Genomic DNA, 18,129 nt, shown 5'->3' on the forward strand with positions numbered 1-18,129 from the left:
GTGGATGAGGTAGAGCGAGCTCACGGCGGGAGCCCGGTGATCCACTCCGCTATTATCGCGAGCGCGGCGGCGTCGGCGAGCTCGGTCCCCAGTGGCGGCATCTGATCCAGGTTGCGGACCTTCATCCGCTGATGGAGCTGGCTCGTCTGCGGGGCGCCCGGGGTGACGATGACCTGAGTGCCGTAGAGGTCGTGGAAGGCCGGCGCGCCGAGAGCCGTCTTGTAGAGCGGCGTCTCTTCGGGCGTCTTGGCGGAAGTGAGGAGCTTCAGGCGCAGGGCGCGCTTCTGAGCCAGGAAGCTCTCGTCGTTGTGGCAGTGGCCACAGTTGCCGTGCAGGTACCCGATCGTGTTTTCGACCACGCCGTCGCCGGGCACCGGAAACTCCGCCGCGGGTGGCTGTGACAGCCAGCCCTTCGAGACGAAAGCCGTCAGCGCTCCTCCGCCGGCCTCCTTGCTGAGCTGGATCGCGCCCACGCCGATCAGCACGTCCCCGGCGCCGTTGTGACACTGCTCACACTGCTCGACGCTGGGCACGTCGTGCTTGGTGCCGGCCGCGTCGGGCACGCCGTCGGGCTTGGGGTAGGCGTCCATTCCAGCCTCGTCCCAGACGTACGCGACCTTGAGCCAGCCGTCGACACCCTCCGCTTGCTTCCACAAGAAGCGCGTCTCGATCAGCTTGCCAGCGACGCGGAACTCCTTCCACGCTTTGGTGCCGATGGGAAACTTCCAAACGTCCATGTAAGACGTGTCCACCTGGGTGCCGCTCGGCACGCTCACGAAGCGCTGCTTCTCGGCTCCGTCCGACCAAAGCGGAAAGCGTACGTCGTAGGCCAGGACTCCCGGCGCGAGGGTCCGGCTCTGCATGTCGCTGAAGATGCCGGTCTCGGACAGGCTCGACGGCCCCGCGAACGGCACCCCGGCGTCCTTGCCAGCGTCGGCAGTCCCGGCTCCATCGTTGAACGCGTCCACGAGCGCCGCGTCGGGGAGCTTCGGCTGCTCCTTGGCCACGCCCTCTGCCTCGCTTCCGCAGGCCAGGGCCATGCCCGCAACGAACAGCAGTCCCACGCCCGACCCGCCGCGCATCCCGGCAGAGCTTGGCACGCGACACGGGGAGCGTCACCTGTGACCAAATCGATCACGCGACGCCGAATCGAACCGCGCTAGAACGGCGCCGATGAACCGGCGACTCTACGCGCTGCATCGCTGGCTCTCGGCAGCGGCGTTCTTGCAGCTCGCGATCTGGACACTCAGCGGCGCGTTCTTCGCCATGGTCCCAATCGAGACCGTGCGTGGCCCCTTCGTCCAGGACGCCAACGTCCTTCTGCTGGAGGCTGGCGAGGTCGTCGCGCCGAGAGTGGCTCTCGGCCGCGCAGCAGCGCTCGGCCTCGACGCGCCGATTAGCCTCGAGCTCCGCGCCTCACCGGCAGGCGGATTTTGGCTGGTTCGTGCCAAGAATCGCGCGATACGCCTCTCCGCCGAGAGCGGGCAAGCTGCCCCGGTCACGCGCGAAGAGGCCGAAGCGACCGCGCGCCGCGATCAACCCGCATCGCCGGCCGTGCGCGAAGCGCGCCGGATCGAAGCGGCACCCGTCGAGCTTCGAGGGAAGCCGGTCCCTGCATGGCAAGTCGAGTTGGACGACGCAGCGCACACCGTCGTCTACGTCGACGCCACCTCGGGAGAGGTGACGGCGCGGCGCAGCGACCTATGGCGCGCCTTCGACTTCCTCTGGTCGCTCCACATCATGGACTACCGCGAGCGAGAGAGCTTCAACCACTTGCTGATCCGAGGCGCGTCGGTGCTCGCCGTGCTCACCGTATTCAGCGGTCTCGTGCTGTGGGTGCTTCGCGCCAGGCGATGGTGGAGAGAGCGGGCTTGAAGGAGGTTGCGGGGTGCGCTACTGAGCAAGATGGCACGGACACGCATGTTGGCGCGGCTCGCGAGCGGCGGCCTCGTCGCCGGGGCGCTGGCCGGCTGCGCCGGGGCACAGCCGGCGCCCGCGGCCGCTCCGGAAGCGAGCGCGGCGAAGCACCATTGCGCCGCCAAGGAAGGCTGCGGCGCGCTTCCCGGCGAAGACAAGCACCACTGCCGTGCCGCCGCGGATCATCACGACGAGCCGGAAGCGGGCGCGCACGCCCACGTTCCCGAGTGACGTTCGTCAGAGGTGGGGCGGAGGTAGTGCTCCTGGCGGGCCGGCGTCAGGCCGAGCGCTTTGGTGTCACCGAGCGCCCCGTGACCGCGCGGATCACGCCGGTGTGTGTTGATCACGGGTCGTCGCGCTAGCCCGATCTCGAGTGCCTCGCCACGAAGGGCTCACGTCGACCCGGCATGCCGGCATGGTGGTTGCAGCGCAGCCAAGCATGACCAAGCCGTTGATGGTCTTCCTTGCAGCGGTGGCCGTGGCGAGTTGCCAGCGACCCGGTAGCGACTCTGACACGAGCGGCTCCGGGCCGGGCACGACCGTCCAGACCGTGCTCGAACGCGTCGAATCCAAGAAGGTATGCATGGTCAACAACCGCTACATGGGCCAAGACCAAAGCGCCGTCGTGGTGGAAAACAAGACCTACTACGGCTGTTGCCCCATGTGCGAGAAGCGGTTGAACGACGAGCCGGCGACCCGTAGCGCTATCGACCCTGTCAGCGGGCACCCAGTCGACAAAGCAAGCGCAGTGATCGGCAAGCGCAGAACCGGGAACAGCAAGAAGGTTCTCTACTTCGAAAGCGACGAAACCTTCGCGGCCTACAAAGGGGAGAAGCTGAGCGACGCCCGACGCTGAGGCAACGTGGCAATCACGACGGCACGAGAGCACGGGATGGCGGCTTTCGTCGTAATGTTCATTGGCGCGACCGCTCTGTTCGGCGTGCCGAACAAAGCGTCTGGTCACGAAGCTGGGGCGCCGTTCTCTGGGGCCATCCTCGCTCCGCCGGTTCTCCACTCGTGACCTTGTCAGCGGGGAGGACGCGGGAGCCACGACCGTCGCGTTGCCTTTGCCGCGCAAGCGCACATGGGTGTCTCGCCCTCGCGTACGGCGCGACCCGAGGTGGAACGGACCGCACGCGCACGCGAGGGCAAGTACGGCATGCCTCAGCAGCAAACCACGTGCCGGCCGCGCGAGGACCGATTTTCGCGGAGAAGCTCGCCGCCGCGGGCCGCGCGACGTGACCAACACCGTCACGACAGACTAAGAAGCTCAGGGGGCGCCGTGCCACCGCGGCGGCTGCACGCCGGCTCCGCACGGCAGCAGGAAGCTCAACCCGATGACGCGTCCGCGCAGCGGAAGAACTCGAAGCTCTTGCAGACACAGCCGGGCTCTCCACCTTGGCAGGTGCAGTCCGCGCCGCAAGAACACTCGATGCCCGCGTATACGGGGAGACAGTCCGCGCGTGCGGCGCACTCTGCCTCCGCTTTCAGCTCGGCGCAGGTGGGGTCGGCGGCTGGCAAGCACAGCGCGCGGGTCGGGTCGCAGTTGAACCCCGCTTCGCAGTCGCCTTCTCCCTGGCACGCCGTGCCTTGGCGGCACAATCCCTCGCTCGCGTCGCAGTAGCCGTCCGTCGCACACTGACCGTCGTCGCTGCATCCGCTTGGCGCGTCATCGGAAATGCAGGTCGAGCTCGAGCCGCAGCGGGTCCCGTTTGGGCAGTCGTGATCCGAGCTGCAAGCTCCCACAGTGTCTGCTCCGCCTCCGCACATTCCTCCTTTCCCTCCGCATTCGTGATTCATCATGCAGCCCCCGAACAACGCGAACGAGATCGAGATCAGTGCAAGTCGCCACGGCATGTGAAGCTCCTCTCTGCTCGCTGCTACGCGATCCAGGCTTGGAGCTTCCCGTCATGCAAGGAGCGCACCCGCGCAGTTCGTGCGCTGTGACCGCAGCGATCACGCGCGCGTCAGGGCGCCCACAACGTATGCTCGACATGCGCGTGACAGTCCGACGAGTTGCACGAAGGTTTGTGTTCCTTGTCCGCCGGCATGATCTTCTCGCCGAGCACGGCCCGGATATGGGTCTCCGCCTTCGGCCAGTTCGGCGCGGGCTGCCCCGCTGTCGGAACGAAGAAGAAGCCTAGCTGGTCGCTGCACGTGAGGAAAAATTCGGCTCCACTCTTCACTGCAACCTGCACATGCTCCGCGCCGGCCTTCGTGTCGTGCGACCACACCACGCCGCTGAACACGAACTCCTGCCCGGGCCCGAGAGGGCCGTGGCAGCTCTGACAGTCGGCCTTTGCGTAGACCTGGTGGCCCGGCGGGGACGGCTTGGCGGCGGAGCATTCGGCGTAGACGTCGAGGGCACACGGCCAGAACTCCAAGCCGCACGTATAACCGCCGCTGCCGGTCGTGCCCCCGCTAGCCAGGGTACCGCCGGTGCCACCGACAGCGACGCCACCCGTACCGCCGGCGGAGGGCGACCCTGCGAGCCCCCCCTGTCCGCCGGCACCGCCCGTGCTCGCGCCGCCGCTTCCGCCGGCCGTGCCGAATCCCGGTGGCTTCTGGAGGATGGAGGCGGTGAAGCACGCCTTCTTGTCGATTTCTCCTTCGAGCCAAGAGACGATGCAGCGGTCCCCGTACGCGTCGACGGCGCGACCGCCCTTGTGGCTCTCCTGGTAGCGCGCCTTGCGTACCAGCGTCAGTCGTTGTGGATCGCGCCCTCCGTCGCCGAGCACTTGCGACAGGAGCTCGGGCTCGCCCATCACCACGGACGCGTAGTTCGCTTCGTGCTCGGCCGAGGTGGTCTGACCCCGGCCGGGCACGTCGGCGCTGGACAGGCGCAGGCCAAACCTCGAGTAGATTCGAAGATTGCGCCCGGCCTGACCATGACAATCGAGGCTCCCGCAGCGCGCGCCCAGCATCTCGCTCACGTACCTGAAGCCCTCCGAGCTAGGCACATCGAATGACTTCTGTGCGCTCGAGACCGTGCAGGCCGCGGCGACGACGGCGACGGCGACCGCGACGCGCCTCATGGCTCCTCCCGGAGATAGACGTGACCGGGGCTGGACGGGCCCGCCGGATCCGCGTGGCAGGTCGCGCACGACCGCTCGCGGAAGATGGGTGCCTGCATGGCGGTGACTTCTCCCTGGTGCGCGAGCTCGACCCAGATCGGGAAGTCGATGGGACCGAGCTCACCCTCCCGGAGAAAGAAGTTGCCGACCTCGTTCGTCACGACGCCGAGCTCATCGCCGTCGTTGTCGAAGAGCCGAACCTTCACGCCTCCGAGGCCCTCCTTGGTGCTCACGCGGGCGTACACCGTGCCGCCGAGGTCGAAGGGCGAGCTCGCGGCGCTGCCCTCCATGTGGCACAGCGTGCACGGGGCTCCGGCGCGGTGATTGGGACCGGCTGGGTAGGGGCCGGTGTCGGGCCCGAGCGCTTCGACCCGCGCTTCGAGCACCGGATCCTTGCAGGCGCTCGTGAGAGTCAGCGCGGCCGCGACGGTGAGTGAGCCGCGCCTCAATGTGCCGAACCACCGCCGGCAGGGGCAGGCACGAGCCTCATGCCACACTTGGGGCAATCGGACGCCTTCGTGTCGGTCACCTCCGGATGCATCGGACACGCGTAGCCGGTGGCGGGCGCCGGGCTCGCCGCGCTCGCGACTGGCGGCGCCTCACGCGGCGTTGCGCTGGCGGGCGCGTTGTTGCAACCCGCTGCTAGCGAAGCAACCAGCAGAGCTAGAATCCAAGCTGCTCGAGTCATGCCTTCCGTCCTTGGTGTGCGAGTATCGAGTTGGTGCAGAGGAGCGTCCACCGGTTGGGGAGGTCCCGGGAGGCCGGACGAGAGCGGCCGCTCCCCCACGAAGCCAACTTCTAGCAACGTGCGTGCCGGCCAGGGGCAGGCCCAAGCGTCGCGGTGTGACGCCCGAGGTCACACAGGGCACCGGGGCTCGACGAAGCGAGCGGTTCGCTGTGCTCGATGCGGCGAGCGCCCTCGTCATAGACGAGAAGGAGGCGTTCGAGGATGTCGTGCCCCTGCATCAAGTTCTCGCCCGGCGTGACCTCGGCATCTTTGTGCTTGCCGTCCGCGGCGGCCGGCGTTCCGCGTGCTCATGCGGCGCCCAATCGCGATTGAGTTCGGTGTCGACGATACGTGCGCGACGTGCGGTGAAGCGCGCACCGTGAGCCTCGAGGACGATCCGACACCCCACCGCTGCTGCAGCGCCCCGCGTACCGCCGCCGGCAAATCTACCCCGTTGTGCGCGGCCTCGATTGCTTGACTATTCTATCAATCAATTGAATACTTGACTCGATGACGCCCAACCGCCGCTTCAAGGACAGCATCTACGAGCAGTTTTCCCGGCTGGGAAAGGCCATCTCGGCGCCGAAACGGCTCGAGCTCCTCGACCTGCTCTGCCAGGGCCGGCGCACCGTCGAGTCCCTCGCCGGAGAAGCCAGCATCTCCGTCGCGAACGCCTCGCAACACCTGCAGGTGCTCCGGGCGGCGCGCCTCGTGGAGTCCGAGAAGAAGGGCCTGTACGTCGAGTACCGTCTCGCGGACGACGAGGTCTGCAAGTTCTTCCTGGCGCTCAGGGGGCTGGCCGAGTCGCGGCTCGCCGAGGTCGAACAGGTCACGCGCGCCTTCTTCGAGCAGCGCGACGCCATGGAAGCGCTCGAAGGGGACGAGTTGCTCCGCCGCGTGAAGAGCGGCGAGGTGACGGTGCTCGACGTGCGCCCGGTCGAGGAGTATCGCGCAGGGCACATCCCCGGCGCGCTCTCCGTGCCCGTCGCCGAGCTCAAGGCCCGGCTGAAGGAGCTGCCGCGAGGGCGCGAGGTCGTGGCCTACTGTCGCGGCCCGTACTGCGTGATGGCCGTCGAGGCGGTCGAGCTGCTCCGCAAGAAGGGCTTCAAAGCCTGGCGCATGGAGCAAGGGGTCGCCGACTTTCGCGCCCGCGGCTGGCGCGTCGAGGTCGAGGTCGAGCACGAAGGGGGAGCCCGATGATCTTCAAACCGTATTACTACTTCGAGACCGGCTGCGCTGCGTACTTGTTCGGCTGCGGCAGCCTCGGCAAATGCGCCGTCGTCGACGCGCACGAGCGCGACATCGGCGAATACGCGGAGCTCGCGGAGGCGAAGGGCATGCGCATCACGCACGTCATCGACACGCACGTGCACGCCGATCATCGCTCGGGCGGACCTGCCCTCGCGAAGCTCGTCGGCGCCGCCTATTGCCTGCACCGCTCCGCGGCTGTCGCCCTGCCGTTCGAGCCGCTGGACCACGGTCAGGAGCTCGATCTCGGCAACACGCGCGTCACGGTCTTGCACACGCCCGGGCACACGCCGGAGAGCATCTCGCTCGTGGTGACCGATCTCAGGCGCGGCACGGACCCGTGGTTCGTGCTCACCGGTGACACGCTGTTCGTCGGAGCCGTCGGGCGCCCCGACCTGCCCGGGCGCGCGCGCGAGAACGCCGGCGAGCTCTATGACAGCATCCACCAGAAGCTCCTGACGTTGCCGGGCGACCTCGAGGTGTTCCCGGCGCACTTCGCGGGCTCGGCCTGCGGGGCTGGGATGAGCGGCAAGCCGTCGAGCACGATCGCGTTCGAAAAACGCTGGAACCCGCTCCTGTCGCTGAGCCGTGACGCATTCATCGACGCGCTCGCCGACGTGCCGCCGAAGCCCGCGGCGATGGAAGAGATTCTGCGGGTCAACCGGGGCGTCGCGGGCGCAGGATCATGAGTGACGTTCGCCTGGGCATTCGCAACAACCTCGCGCAGTTCTCGCTGCTCGTGGTCGTCAACGCCTTCGTCGGCGCCATGGTCGGCATGGAGCGCACCATCCTGCCGCCGATCGCCGAGCAGGACTTCCACCTCGCCGCGAAGACCGCGGTGCTCTCATTCATCGTCGTCTTCGGTGTGACGAAAGCGCTGACGAACTACCTGGCTGGCCGCCTCTCGGACCGGTTTGGGCGCAAGCACGTGCTGATCGCAGGCTGGCTCATCGCGGCGCCCGTGCCGTTCCTCTTGATGTGGGCGCCAAGCTGGTCGTGGGTGCTCTTCGCCAACGCGCTGCTCGGGGTGAGCCAGGGCCTGACCTGGTCGACCACGGTCATCATGAAGATCGACCTGGCGGGGCCGGCCAAGCGCGGCCTGGCGATGGGGCTCAACGAGTTCGCTGGCTACTTCGCGGTGGCCGGGAGCGCGCTCGCCACCGGCTTCGTCGCGGCGCGCTACGGACTGCGCCCGGAGCCGTTCTACCTGGGCGTGGTCTTCGTCGCCATCGGGCTCCTGCTCTCCGCGCTCGCCGTCCGCGAGACCAAGCACCACGTCGCCGCCGAATCCAAACTCCACGGCGAGCTGCCGCCGAGCGGCCTGCCCACGCAGCGCGAGGTCTTCTGGAACACAACGCTCTTCGACCGGAACCTGTCGAGCGTCAGCCAAGCAGGCCTGGTGAACAACCTGAACGACGGCATGGCCTGGGGCCTCTTTCCCCTGTTCTTCGCGGCCGCGCGCATGGACCTCGCCACGATTGGCACGCTCGCCGCCATCTACCCGGCGACCTGGGGCGTGGCGCAGCTCTTCACCGGCGCCTGGTCGGACCGCGTGGGGCGCAAGTGGCTCATCGCGTCGGGCATGTGGGTCCAGGCGGCAGGCATTGCCTGCGTGGTCCTCGCCGAAGGCTTCGCAGGCTTTGCCGCTGGCGGTGCGCTGCTCGGCGTCGGCACCGCGATGGTCTATCCGACCTTGCTCGCGGCGATCGGGGACGTCGCGCATCCGTCCTGGCGGGCGTCTTCGGTCGGAGTGTACCGGCTCTGGCGTGATCTCGGCTACGCCATCGGAGCGCTGCTCGCGGGCGCGACGGCCGACGCGCTCGGGCTTCCCGCCGCGATGTGGATCGTGGCGGCACTGACCTTCGCGTCCGGGCTCGTCGTCGCCGTGAGGATGCGCGAGACGCTTCGGGCGAGCCCTGCGCCCGCGCAGCCCGTCGTGGACTGCGTCGAGCCCGCGGATCTCGGCGGCCTTTCGGGCAGCGTCGTCGTGGACGTGCGCTCACCGGAGGAGTTCGCGGAAGGGCACGTCGAGGGCGCGCTCAACATCCCGCTCGACGAGCTGGCGGTGCGCGCCGCCGAGCTGCCGAAAGAAGCAGCGATCGTCACCGTCTGCGGCAAGGGAGGCGGGCGCTCCGAGCGCGCCGCCGGAGAGCTTCGAGCGCTCGGATTCGCCTCGGCTCGGTCCCTTTGCGGCGGGACCCAGGCCTGGATGCGGCTGGCCGCTGGAGAAACGGAACATGGCAAAGACGCTGTTCATCCTCAATGACCCCCCTTACGGCACCGAGCGGAGCTACAACGCGTTGCGGCTCGCCAGCTCGCTCTCCAGGCGCGAAGGCGAAGAAGTGAAGGTGTTCCTCATGGGCGACGCCGCAAGCTGCGCCAAGGCCAACCAGAAGGTGCCTCAGGGCTACTACAACGTGGAGATCATGCTGCGAGGGCCGGCGCGCCACGGCGCCGAGATTGGCGTCTGCGGAACCTGCATGGACGCGCGGGGCATCTCCGAAGGCGAGCTCTGCGAAGGTGCGAAGCGGAGCACGCTCGAGCAGCTCACGGACTGGACCGTGTGGGCCGAGAAGGCACTGGTATTCTGATGAGCGCCCCAAAGACGGTGGTGATCCTCGGCGGCGGCGTCGGCGGACTGGTGGCCGCCCGGGCGCTTCGCAAGCGGTTGCCGCGCACGCACCGCGTCGTGCTGGTCGACCGGGAGCGCGAGCACCTGTTCGCACCATCGCTCCTGTGGTTGATGGTCGGGCTCCGGCAGGCCGAAGCGATAAGGCGGCCGCTCGGGCGGCTCGAGAAGAAGGGGATCGAGCTCCGGTTCGGCGAGATCGAGAAGCTCGACCCCGAGGCGCGCCAGGTGACGGTGTCCGGCGAGGTGCTCGAGGCGGACTACCTGGTGGTCGCGCTGGGAGCGGAGCTCGCCCCCGAGACCGTCCCCGGGCTCGCGGAGGCCGGCCACGGCTTCTACACACTGGCGGGGGCGGAGTCGCTCCGCGCGGCGCTCGGCTCGCTGAAGAGCGGGCGCGTCGTCGTGCTGACCGCGGCCCCCGCGTACAAGTGCCCCGCCGCGCCCTACGAGGCAGCGCTGCTCATCGACGCCTTCTATCGACAGCGCGGGCTGCGTGAGGCGGTCAGCGTCGAGGTGTATGCCGCGGAGCCGGGCCCCATGGGCGTCGCGGGCCCCGAGATGTCGGCGGCCGTGAAGCAGCTCCTGGCAGCCAAGGACATCCCCTACCACCCCGAGCACCAGATCCGCGCCGTGGACGCCAGCGCGAAGCGCCTCGATTTCGCGAACGGGGCGGAGGCGAGCTTCGACGTTCTCGCCTACGTGCCGCCGCACCGGGCCCCTCGGGTCGTGCGCGAGAGCGCCCTCGCAGGCGAGACGGGCTGGGTCTCCGTCGATCGCCACACGCTCGAGACGCGCTTCCCCGGCGTGTACGCCATCGGTGACGTCGTCTCGATCCCCCTGGCGCTCGGCAAGCCGCTGCCGAAGGCGGGTGTCTTCGCCCACGGCCAAGCCGAGGTCGTGGCGAAGAACATCGCCGCGGCCGTCACGGGCGGCACGCCGAGGGAGCGCTTCAACGGCCACGGGGAGTGCTTCATCGAAATCGGCGATGGCAAGGCCGGCTTCGGCGGCGGCGACTTCTACGCCGAGCCGAAACCCGTCATCACGCTGCGCCAGCCCGGGCGGCGCTGGCACCTCGGCAAGGTGCTGTTCGAAAAATCCTGGCTCTACCTGAAGCTGTGAGGAGAGGCGTGCCGGCGGAGCATTCGAGCATCCTGCAGCACATCGGCCGCACGCCGCTGGTGTCGCTCGGGCGCGTGGGCAGGGGCCTCGGGGTTCCGGTCTTTGCGAAGTGCGAGCACATGAACCCGGGCGGCTCGATCAAGGATCGCATCGCCGTCGCCATCGTCGATGACGCAGAGCTCCGGGGCGTGCTGCGCCCGGGAATGACGCTGGTGGAGGCGACCGCCGGCAACACGGGCGTCGGGCTGGCGCTCGTCGCGGCCGCCCGCGGCTACGGCCTCGTGTGCGTGATGCCAGAGAAGATGTCGCTCGACAAGCGCGTGGCGCTCGCGTCGCTCGGCGCCGAGGTCGTGATCACTCCGAACGCGCCGCCGGCGAGCCCGGACAACTTCCGCAACGTGGCCCGGCGCATGGCGGAAGCCCGCGGCTGGTTCTTGACCGACCAGTTCAAGAACCCGGCCAACGTCCGGGCCCACGAGGAGACGACGGGCGCTGAGATCCTGGAGCAGACCGGCGGCGACGTCGGGGCGTTCGTCTGCGGCGCGGGCACCGGTGGAACGCTGACGGGGGTCGGGCGGCGCTTGAAGCGCGCGCTCCCGCACGTCCGCGTGGTGCTCGCCGATCCCCTCGGTTCGGGGCTCGCCGACTGGGTCGAAACGGGCGTGCTGGGGGCCGACGGGTCGTATGCGGTGGAAGGCATCGGCGGCGGCGAGGTGCCCGAGAACCTGCACCGCGACGTGCTGGACGGCGCCGAACGCGTCAGCGACGCCGAGAGCTTCGCGATGGTGAAGCGACTCGTGCACGAGGAGGGGCTCCTCGTCGGCGGCTCCTCCGGCACGAACGTGGTCGCCGCGCTCCGTGTCGCCGCTCGGCGCGACCTTCGAGGGCCGGTGGTCACGGTCCTCCCGGACTCCTGGGATCGATACCGCGCGCAGCCGTGGCTGAGAGAGTGGGCGCCGTGACCGCCGTCGCCCACCCCGTGCTCTGACGGAGGCCCCATGTGCGAGCTCCTCGGAATGAGTGCCAGAAACCCCACCGACGTGAATCACTCGCCCGCGCCTCCGAGACCTGGCGCCGCGCTCGCTTCTGGACACGACACGAGCTCGAGTAGCTGGTGCGGGGAGCCGGGCTCCGCGTGGTCGGCGTACGCACTGCCGTGTTCTTCCCACCGAGCGGCCTCGCTGCTCGCGCCGGGCGGCTTCATGCCCCGGGCGCCGCGTTCCTCGCGCTCGCGGCGGAAAAGCCCGAGGGCTGACCTGCGTGCAACGCGCCACCGGCGTGTCACGACTGCGGCTGCCTTCGGCGGGGCGCTCGAAGCTGAGGTCCTGATCGCGCCTGAAACTATGAGTGGTTGGGTTGGGCGGTCCGACAAGGCCACCTTGCCGCCAGGCCCACCGGTGCGCTAGGCTTCAATCATCGATGCCTTCGGCTCGCCGCAGATCTGGCCGTTTTTTTCGGCGAATAGCGCTGATCGCGCGGCTTTTGCCACTCGTTGCGCTGCTCGAGCTGTCCGGCGTTGCGCACGTCCTCGCGGACTTCGTCGAGGTGGTCGTCGCTCACGGCAAGCACCAGTCCGACTGCGACGACGAGCGCGGCGGGCGCCCTTGTGACCCGGGTTGCCCCGGGTGTCACTGCACTCATGGCAGTCCCACGGTAGCTCCGGCCCGTCGCGCGTTGTTCGACTCTGAGCTCGCTGAGAGTGAGCTCGAGCGTGTTCCCTCCGAGTCACTCCGAGCACCCAGCCCCGACCGCGCTCCGCCGTTCCGCCCACCCCGCCGCGCCTGAGCTCGCTGGTCCCGCGTCCGGCGCGCTGGCTGCGCAAGCCAGAGCAGCCGGTTGCGCCAGGAACCGGCAAAGTATTGGCTCGAACACAGCGTTGCACGGCTCGCGCTCGCGCGGAGCCGAGCGCGACTTGACCGACCCGTTTCGCGGCGCGGACCCGCATCTTCCAGCATGGAGTCGGCGCGCGCGCTGCCGCGCATGAGCTGCCCGGCACTGCCGAAGTCCCCTTCCATCGAGGACACGATGAGCTTCAACCGAATCAGGAACCTTGCATTCGCCACTGTCACTTTCTGTGCCGTCGTTACGCCGGCACTGGCGCAGCCCAGCGGACCGCGGCAACCGCCAGCGGCGCCGTCGGTCCGCCCATCGCCCGGTGGCGTGACCCTGGAAGAGCTGCTGCGTCATGCAGAGAAACACGCACCAGAGATCGCCCTGGCGCGGGCGGGACTATCGAAGGGTCGTGCGGAGCTCGAAGCCGAGGCTCCCTTGTTTCCAGCCGACCCGGTGCTTGGGGGTGCCATCGGCCGGCGCTCGAACCGTGCGGGCTCGGGCGTCGACTGGGGCGTCTCGCTCGAGCAAGAAATCGAGGTCGCGGGCGAGCGCGGCCTGCGCCGCCGAGCCGCCCGCGCAAGCGTCGACCAAGGAGCGGCCGAACTCGAGGCCGCGCGCTGGCGTGTCCACCAGCGCCTGCACGGTGCGTTTCACGCCGCGCTCGTCGCCCGAGAGCGCGTTCGCGCAGCGGGCCGCCTCGTGCAGTTCAGCCAGAAGCTGGTGGAAGTTGCCGGGAAGCGGCTGAGTGCCGGGGAGACCTCCGCGCTGCCCGTTCGCCTGGCGGAGTCCGACCTCGCGGAGGCTCGCCAAGCGCGCATCGCCGCCGAGTCCGCCCTCCGCGCGGAGCGCCTCGAGCTGGCAGACGCCTCAGGTTGGCCGAGCGAGAGCCCTCCGGATCCGTCCGGCGGGCTCGGCTCGCCGCAAGCGCCGCCCCCGACGGCCGAGCTCCTGCGGATCGCCCATTCGAGAGACCCCGAGCTGCGCGCGCGCGAAGCGATGGTGCGCCGCTTCCGCGCGACGCTGGCGTCCGCGCGCCGCGCAGGCTTCCCGAACCCGCGCCTGGGCGTTGCTTTCGAGCAAGAGAGCGACCCTGGGGGCGCGCGAGCCACGATCTGGCGGGCCACGCTGAGTGCGCCGCTACCGCTCTGGCGCGGAAGCCGGCCGGAAGCCGTGCGCGCTCAGGCCGATCTCGACGTGGCCATGGCAGAGCTCGGAGCGCGCAAGCGCACGCTGGGTGCGCGGATCCGTCGCGCAGCGGAGGCCGTGGAATCCACCGCAAGACGCATGCGCATCTACGGCGCTGAGGTGATACCGACCCTCGAAAAGAACCTGACCCTCGTGGAGAAGGCCTTCGAGCTCGGCGAGATCGACATCACGCAAGTGCTCGTCGCGCGCGAGCGCTTCCTGCGTTCGCAGCAGTCGGCGCTCAACGCATACGAAGAGTACCATCGCGCACTGGGAGCGCTGGAGAGTGCCGTCGGCACTGAGCTCGAGTCCGCGTCGCAGCACGCGGCCGAAGAAGGGACGCGATGACCCTGCACAGCCGATCAATCGTGCTGGCGGTAGCTCTTGCGGTGGGCGGTTGCCGGCAGGGTGCGCACACGGAGGAGAGAAACCACGGCGCCGACAAGGAAAAGGAGGCTGCGCACCAGGACGAGAAGGGCGCCCACGAGAAGGGCGAGGTTCATCTGTCGGCCGCGGCCGTGGAGCGGAGCCGGATTCGGGTCGGCGAGGCCAAGCGCCAAGCGCTCGCGGGCGTGTTGCACGTCCCGGCCGAGGTGAGGCTCGATCCGGACCGTACCGCGCATGTGACCCCGATTGTTCAGAGTCAGATCGCGGAGGTGAAGGTCAAGCTCGGCGACCAAGTCAAGAAGGGTCAGCCGCTCGCTGTGCTGAAGAGCGTCGAGCTCGGGGAGGCCAGCGCGAGCATCCGCAGTGCTCGCGCCTCAGTCTCGGTCGCCGAGGACAACATGGCCAGGCAGCGACAGCTCCTCGATGCGGGCGTCGGCGCCCAGAAGAGCCACGTGGAGGCGGAGGGCGAGCTTCGCAAGGCGAAGGCGGCGCTCTCCGCGGCGCAGGCGCGCGCGAGCATCTACGGTGGAGCGGGCGGCGGGGTGGTGAAGAGCCCGCTGGCCGGAACCGTGATCGAACGCCACGCGACCGCGGGCGAGGTCGCGTCGCCGGAGCGACCGCTCTTCGTCGTCGGCGACGTGTCACGGGTCTGGATCGTCGGTCGGGTCTACGAGAAGGACGTCGGACTGGTCAGAGCCGGTCTGCCCGCGACCGTCAGACTCCAGGCGTACCCGACGCGTTCATGGACGGCGGAGGTCGACTTCGTTTCTGCTGTCCTGGACGAGGCGACCCGCTCCGCAGAGGTGCGCATCACGCTGGCGAACGAAGAAGGCCTTCTCAAGCCAGGCCTGTTCGGCAGCATCCTGCTCGGGACTCCCGATGCCGGGGTTTCTCCGGTCGTCGCTCCGGAGAGCGCGGTCCAGGAGCTCGAGGGCAAGACCGTGGTGTTCGTGCCCTCGGACGAGCCCAACGCGTTCGTCGCCAAGCCCGTGGTCATCGGCGCTCGCGCAGATGGCTGGGTCGAGATCGTCAGCGGGCTCGCTGAAGGGCAAAAGCTGGTCGTCGAAGGCGCCTTCACGCTGAAGTCCGCCGTGCTCGCCGGCGAGCTCGGAGAAGGACACGCGCACTGATGCTCGAGCGAATCGTATCCTTTTCCATAAAGAACCGCCTGTTGGTGGTCTTCGGCGTCTTGCTGGTCGCGGCCCTCGGGGTTCGCGCCGCAAAGCAGCTTCCGATCGACGCGGTTCCGGACGTCACCAACGTCCAGGTCCAGGTCCTGACCACGGCTCCAGCGCTCGGCCCTCTCGAGGTCGAGCAGTTCATCACCTTTCCGGTCGAGGCCGTGATGAGCGGGCTACCCCGCGTCGAGCAGATCCGCAGCGTCTCTCGCTTTGGCCTCTCCGCCGTGACCGTCGTCCTCGAGGAAGGAACCGACATCTACTGGGCGCGCCAGCTGGTGTCCGAGCGGCTCGCGGCCGCGCGCGAGGCGATTCCTTCAGGCTACGGAAGCCCGGCGCTCGGGCCCACCACGAGCGGGCTCGGAGAGATCTATCAGTTCGACGTCCGCGGCGATCCCATGTGCGCGCCTGGGACGGACAGCCCTGACTGCTACTCGCCGATGGAGCTTCGCACCATCCTCGACTGGTACGTCGCATTCCAGCTCCGTGCGGTGCGAGGGGTCGTCGAGGTGAACACCTTCGGTGGCGAGCTCAAGACGTACCAGGTCTCCGTCGATCCCAACCGACTGAGCGCCCTCGGGCTGTCGTTGGAAGCGGTCTTCCACGCGCTCGAAAGGAACAACGCGAACGCCGGCGGGGCCTACATCGCTCGCGCAGGCGAGCAAGCGCTGATTCGGGGTGAAGGCCTGGTCCAGAACCTCGACGACATCCGCGGCATCGTCGTGACCACCCGTTCCGACGGGACCCCAATCCGGATCGTGGACCTTGGCAGCGTCGATCTCGCGCCACAAGTTCGGCAGGGAGCGGTCACTCGCGACGGCAAAGGTGAAGCGGTGGTCGGCATCGCGATGATGCTGATCGGGGAGAACTCCCGCGAGGTCGCGGGCGCCGTACGGGCGAAAATCGACGAGATCCGGCCCACGCTGCCCAAGGGCGTCACGATCGACGCGTTCTACGACCGGACGGAGCTCGTCGATCGCACAATCCGGACCGTCGCGACGAACCTGATCGAGGGCGGCGCCCTGGTAATCGTCGTGCTCCTGCTCTTGCTGGGTAACTTCCGAGGTGGCCTGCTCGTCGCGTCTGCGATCCCGCTCAGCATGCTCGCAGCGTTCATCGGAATGCGGACGCTTGGGGTATCGGGCAACCTGATGAGCCTCGGCGCGCTCGACTTCGGTCTGATCGTGGACGGTTCGGTCGTGGTGGTCGAGAACGCCGTCCGGCACCTGGCCGAGCGGCGCTCGCGGGGAGGAGACGTGCCCGCCGAGGTTCGGGCGTCGGCCACGCAGGTGGTGCGCCCCGTGACCTTCGCGGTGGCGATCATCATGATCGTCTACATCCCCATCCTGGTGCTCGAAGGCATCGAGGGAAAGATGTTCCGGCCCATGGCGATCACGGTGGTGCTGGCGCTCGCTGCGTCCCTGGTACTGGCGCTGACCTGGATGCCCGCGGTCGCGTCCTGGGTGTTTCGCAAGGGGGTTTCGGAAAAGGAGACCTGGCTCGTCCGCATGCTGTCGTTGATGTACGAGCCGCTGCTTCGAAGAGCCGTCGCGCGTCCACGCTTGACCGCCGGTCTCGCCGCTGGCGCGTTCCTCGCTTCGCTCGCGGCAATTCCGTTCCTCGGCGCCGAGTTCGTGCCCCGCCTGGACGAGGGCACCATCGCGATCCAGTCGATCCGGTTGCCCTCCGTGTCGCTCGAGCAGTCCATCGAGATGAACGCGCGGATGGAGAAGGCCCTGCTCGAACGCTTTCCCGACGAGGTGACGACGGTCGTTTCCAAGACGGGACGTGCCGAGATCGCGACCGATCCCATGGGAGTGGACGTCTCGGACGTGTACGTGATGCTTCACCCCCGAGACCGCTGGAGGCGCGCCAAGGACCAGGCCGGCCTGGTGGCGGAGATGGAGAAGGTGTTGCGCGACGAGGTGCCAGGGCAGAACTACTCGTTCTCGCAGCCGATCGAGCTTCGGACCAACGAGCTCATCAGCGGCTTCCGCTCCGACGTCGCGATCAGCGTTTACGGCCAGGACATGACCGAGCTCAAACAGATCGGCGACCGAATCGTGAGTGTCCTGCGCGAGGTGCCCGGCGCCGCCGACGTGAAAGCCGAGCAAGTCGCGGGACAGCCGTACGTGCGCGTGATCGTGGACCGGAAGCGCATCGGCCGGTATGGCGTCGACACCCAGAGCGTGCTCGACGCGGTCGCCGCGCTCGGCGGCCACCCGGTGGGTGAGGTCTTCGAGGGGCAGCAGCGCTTCACGCTGCAGGTCCGACTCGACGAGAAGACGCGGAGTGACGTGGATGCGCTGGGTCGCATTCCGATCGCCGCGCCCGGTGGGGCGCTGGTGCCGCTGTCGCAGCTCGCCGAGATCAAGGTCGAGCAGGGCCCGGCGCAGGTCAGCCGCGAGCGAGTGCAACGGCGTCTGACAGTCGAGGCGAACGTACGCGGCCGGCGCGTAGGAGTTTCCATCTGTCAAAACCCACCGAGTCCAAGATACGCGGCGGCGGAGCTCGGGTCGAGTGCTGCCCGCGAACCCTCGCGCGGCGGGCGTCCGACGCAGCTCGGCAGAGATTCTCCGCGTCGCCGGCTGCGCAGGGCACAGCTCCGCCTTCGGCGAGGCGCTCACCGACGTCTCACTCCTTCCCGAACCCCAACATCAACTGCTCGGGCACGCTAACGCCGACACGGGTCGCAGGCGGGGCCCTCGGGCCGAGGCCATGCTCCGCGAGCAGGCGGGTGATCTGGGCGCGGGTGTTGGCGACCTCGGCCCAGCGCATGGGCCCCGAGCAGCGCGGGCAGGTCTCCACGTCGGCGGCGAAGACGTGAGCGAG

General features: G+C 68.7%; 17 protein-coding genes. 12 read left to right on the forward strand and 5 right to left on the reverse strand.

Features of this window, described 5'->3' with window-relative positions:
* Positions 1–20: 20 nt before the first annotated feature.
* The gene (locus tag HS104_16420) at positions 21–1,082 is read right to left on the reverse strand and encodes a hypothetical protein (protein ID MBE7481551.1); all 1,062 of its coding nucleotides are present in this window, start codon (positions 1,080–1,082) and stop codon (positions 21–23) included.
* 91 nt (positions 1,083–1,173) lie between these two features.
* On the opposite strand from HS104_16420, the gene HS104_16425 reads away from it, so the two are divergent.
* From HS104_16425 to HS104_16435, 3 genes are all read left to right on the forward strand, one after another.
* Positions 1,174–1,875 carry a PepSY domain-containing protein gene (locus HS104_16425; GenBank protein MBE7481552.1) on the forward strand — a complete coding sequence of 234 codons (702 nt, stop codon included), beginning with the start codon at positions 1,174–1,176 and terminating at the stop codon, positions 1,873–1,875.
* Positions 1,876–1,905: 30 nt separating this feature from the next.
* Complete coding sequence (locus HS104_16430; GenBank protein ID MBE7481553.1) at positions 1,906–2,148, forward strand: hypothetical protein; 243 nt, start codon at positions 1,906–1,908, stop codon at positions 2,146–2,148.
* 208 nt (positions 2,149–2,356) lie between these two features.
* Complete coding sequence (locus HS104_16435; GenBank protein ID MBE7481554.1) at positions 2,357–2,773, forward strand: TRASH domain-containing protein; 417 nt, start codon at positions 2,357–2,359, stop codon at positions 2,771–2,773.
* 473 nt (positions 2,774–3,246) lie between these two features.
* On the opposite strand, the gene HS104_16440 is transcribed toward HS104_16435, so the two are convergent.
* The 3 genes from HS104_16440 to HS104_16450 all read right to left on the reverse strand — a co-directional run bounded on the left by HS104_16440 (position 3,247) and on the right by HS104_16450 (position 5,440).
* Entirely contained in the window at positions 3,247–3,774 is a 528-nt protein-coding gene (locus HS104_16440) for a hypothetical protein (protein ID MBE7481555.1), read from the reverse strand.
* 110 nt (positions 3,775–3,884) lie between these two features.
* The gene (locus tag HS104_16445) at positions 3,885–4,952 is read right to left on the reverse strand and encodes a hypothetical protein (GenBank protein ID MBE7481556.1); all 1,068 of its coding nucleotides are present in this window, start codon (positions 4,950–4,952) and stop codon (positions 3,885–3,887) included.
* Positions 4,949–5,440, reverse strand: coding sequence for a hypothetical protein (locus tag HS104_16450; protein MBE7481557.1), 492 nt, complete (start codon positions 5,438–5,440; stop codon positions 4,949–4,951). The genes HS104_16445 and HS104_16450 overlap by 4 nt, the downstream gene beginning before the upstream one ends.
* Positions 5,441–6,228: 788 nt before the next feature.
* On the opposite strand from HS104_16450, the gene HS104_16455 reads away from it, so the two are divergent.
* The 6 genes from HS104_16455 to HS104_16480 are packed head-to-tail and all read left to right on the forward strand — an operon-like array spanning position 6,229 to position 11,676.
* Positions 6,229–6,918 (forward strand): metalloregulator ArsR/SmtB family transcription factor, encoded by a 690-nt coding sequence (locus HS104_16455; protein ID MBE7481558.1) that lies wholly within the window; start codon positions 6,229–6,231, stop codon positions 6,916–6,918.
* Entirely contained in the window at positions 6,915–7,655 is a 741-nt protein-coding gene (locus tag HS104_16460) for an MBL fold metallo-hydrolase (protein ID MBE7481559.1), read from the forward strand. The genes HS104_16455 and HS104_16460 overlap by 4 nt, the downstream gene beginning before the upstream one ends.
* Positions 7,652–9,232 carry an MFS transporter gene (locus HS104_16465; protein MBE7481560.1) on the forward strand — a complete coding sequence of 527 codons (1,581 nt, stop codon included), beginning with the start codon at positions 7,652–7,654 and terminating at the stop codon, positions 9,230–9,232. The genes HS104_16460 and HS104_16465 overlap by 4 nt, the downstream gene beginning before the upstream one ends.
* The gene (locus HS104_16470; protein ID MBE7481561.1) at positions 9,204–9,557 is read left to right on the forward strand and encodes a DsrE family protein; all 354 of its coding nucleotides are present in this window, start codon (positions 9,204–9,206) and stop codon (positions 9,555–9,557) included. The genes HS104_16465 and HS104_16470 overlap by 29 nt, the downstream gene beginning before the upstream one ends.
* Positions 9,557–10,714 carry an NAD(P)/FAD-dependent oxidoreductase gene (locus tag HS104_16475; GenBank protein ID MBE7481562.1) on the forward strand — a complete coding sequence of 386 codons (1,158 nt, stop codon included), beginning with the start codon at positions 9,557–9,559 and terminating at the stop codon, positions 10,712–10,714. Before HS104_16470 ends, HS104_16475 begins: the two co-directional genes overlap by 1 nt.
* A 29-nt stretch (positions 10,715–10,743) precedes the next feature.
* A complete protein-coding gene (locus tag HS104_16480; GenBank protein MBE7481563.1) occupies positions 10,744–11,676 on the forward strand; it encodes a cysteine synthase family protein in 933 nt (310 codons plus the stop codon).
* Between the two features lie 451 nt (positions 11,677–12,127).
* On the opposite strand, the gene HS104_16485 is transcribed toward HS104_16480, so the two are convergent.
* Positions 12,128–12,355: a hypothetical protein gene (locus HS104_16485; protein MBE7481564.1), complete on the reverse strand. Its 228-nt coding sequence runs from the start codon at positions 12,353–12,355 to the stop codon at positions 12,128–12,130.
* Between the two features lie 519 nt (positions 12,356–12,874).
* On the opposite strand from HS104_16485, the gene HS104_16490 reads away from it, so the two are divergent.
* The 3 genes from HS104_16490 to HS104_16500 are packed head-to-tail and all read left to right on the forward strand — an operon-like array spanning position 12,875 to position 17,975.
* A complete protein-coding gene (locus HS104_16490) occupies positions 12,875–14,080 on the forward strand; it encodes a TolC family protein (GenBank protein MBE7481565.1) in 1,206 nt (401 codons plus the stop codon).
* Complete coding sequence (locus HS104_16495; protein ID MBE7481566.1) at positions 14,077–15,249, forward strand: efflux RND transporter periplasmic adaptor subunit; 1,173 nt, start codon at positions 14,077–14,079, stop codon at positions 15,247–15,249. The genes HS104_16490 and HS104_16495 overlap by 4 nt, the downstream gene beginning before the upstream one ends.
* Positions 15,249–17,975 (forward strand): efflux RND transporter permease subunit, encoded by a 2,727-nt coding sequence (locus HS104_16500; protein MBE7481567.1) that lies wholly within the window; start codon positions 15,249–15,251, stop codon positions 17,973–17,975. The genes HS104_16495 and HS104_16500 overlap by 1 nt, the downstream gene beginning before the upstream one ends.
* The last annotated feature ends 154 nt before the right edge of the window (positions 17,976–18,129 follow it).

This window comes from Polyangiaceae bacterium (genome assembly GCA_015075635.1).
Lineage (GTDB): Bacteria > Myxococcota_A > Polyangia > Polyangiales > Polyangiaceae > JADJKB01.

Coding starts and splice junctions, on each gene's coding strand:
- HS104_16495 (MBE7481566.1), top strand. CDS start 14,077: ATGACCCTGCACAGCCGATCAATCGTGCTGGCGGTAGCTCTTGCGGTG.
- HS104_16485 (MBE7481564.1), bottom strand. CDS start 12,355: ATGAGTGCAGTGACACCCGGGGCAACCCGGGTCACAAGGGCGCCCGCC.
- HS104_16460 (MBE7481559.1), top strand. CDS start 6,915: ATGATCTTCAAACCGTATTACTACTTCGAGACCGGCTGCGCTGCGTAC.
- HS104_16445 (MBE7481556.1), bottom strand. CDS start 4,952: ATGAGGCGCGTCGCGGTCGCCGTCGCCGTCGTCGCCGCGGCCTGCACG.
- HS104_16430 (MBE7481553.1), top strand. CDS start 1,906: ATGGCACGGACACGCATGTTGGCGCGGCTCGCGAGCGGCGGCCTCGTC.
- HS104_16475 (MBE7481562.1), top strand. CDS start 9,557: ATGAGCGCCCCAAAGACGGTGGTGATCCTCGGCGGCGGCGTCGGCGGA.
- HS104_16435 (MBE7481554.1), top strand. CDS start 2,357: ATGACCAAGCCGTTGATGGTCTTCCTTGCAGCGGTGGCCGTGGCGAGT.
- HS104_16500 (MBE7481567.1), top strand. CDS start 15,249: ATGCTCGAGCGAATCGTATCCTTTTCCATAAAGAACCGCCTGTTGGTG.
- HS104_16440 (MBE7481555.1), bottom strand. CDS start 3,774: ATGCCGTGGCGACTTGCACTGATCTCGATCTCGTTCGCGTTGTTCGGG.
- HS104_16425 (MBE7481552.1), top strand. CDS start 1,174: ATGAACCGGCGACTCTACGCGCTGCATCGCTGGCTCTCGGCAGCGGCG.
- HS104_16465 (MBE7481560.1), top strand. CDS start 7,652: ATGAGTGACGTTCGCCTGGGCATTCGCAACAACCTCGCGCAGTTCTCG.
- HS104_16470 (MBE7481561.1), top strand. CDS start 9,204: ATGGCAAAGACGCTGTTCATCCTCAATGACCCCCCTTACGGCACCGAG.
- HS104_16420 (MBE7481551.1), bottom strand. CDS start 1,082: ATGCGCGGCGGGTCGGGCGTGGGACTGCTGTTCGTTGCGGGCATGGCC.
- HS104_16455 (MBE7481558.1), top strand. CDS start 6,229: ATGACGCCCAACCGCCGCTTCAAGGACAGCATCTACGAGCAGTTTTCC.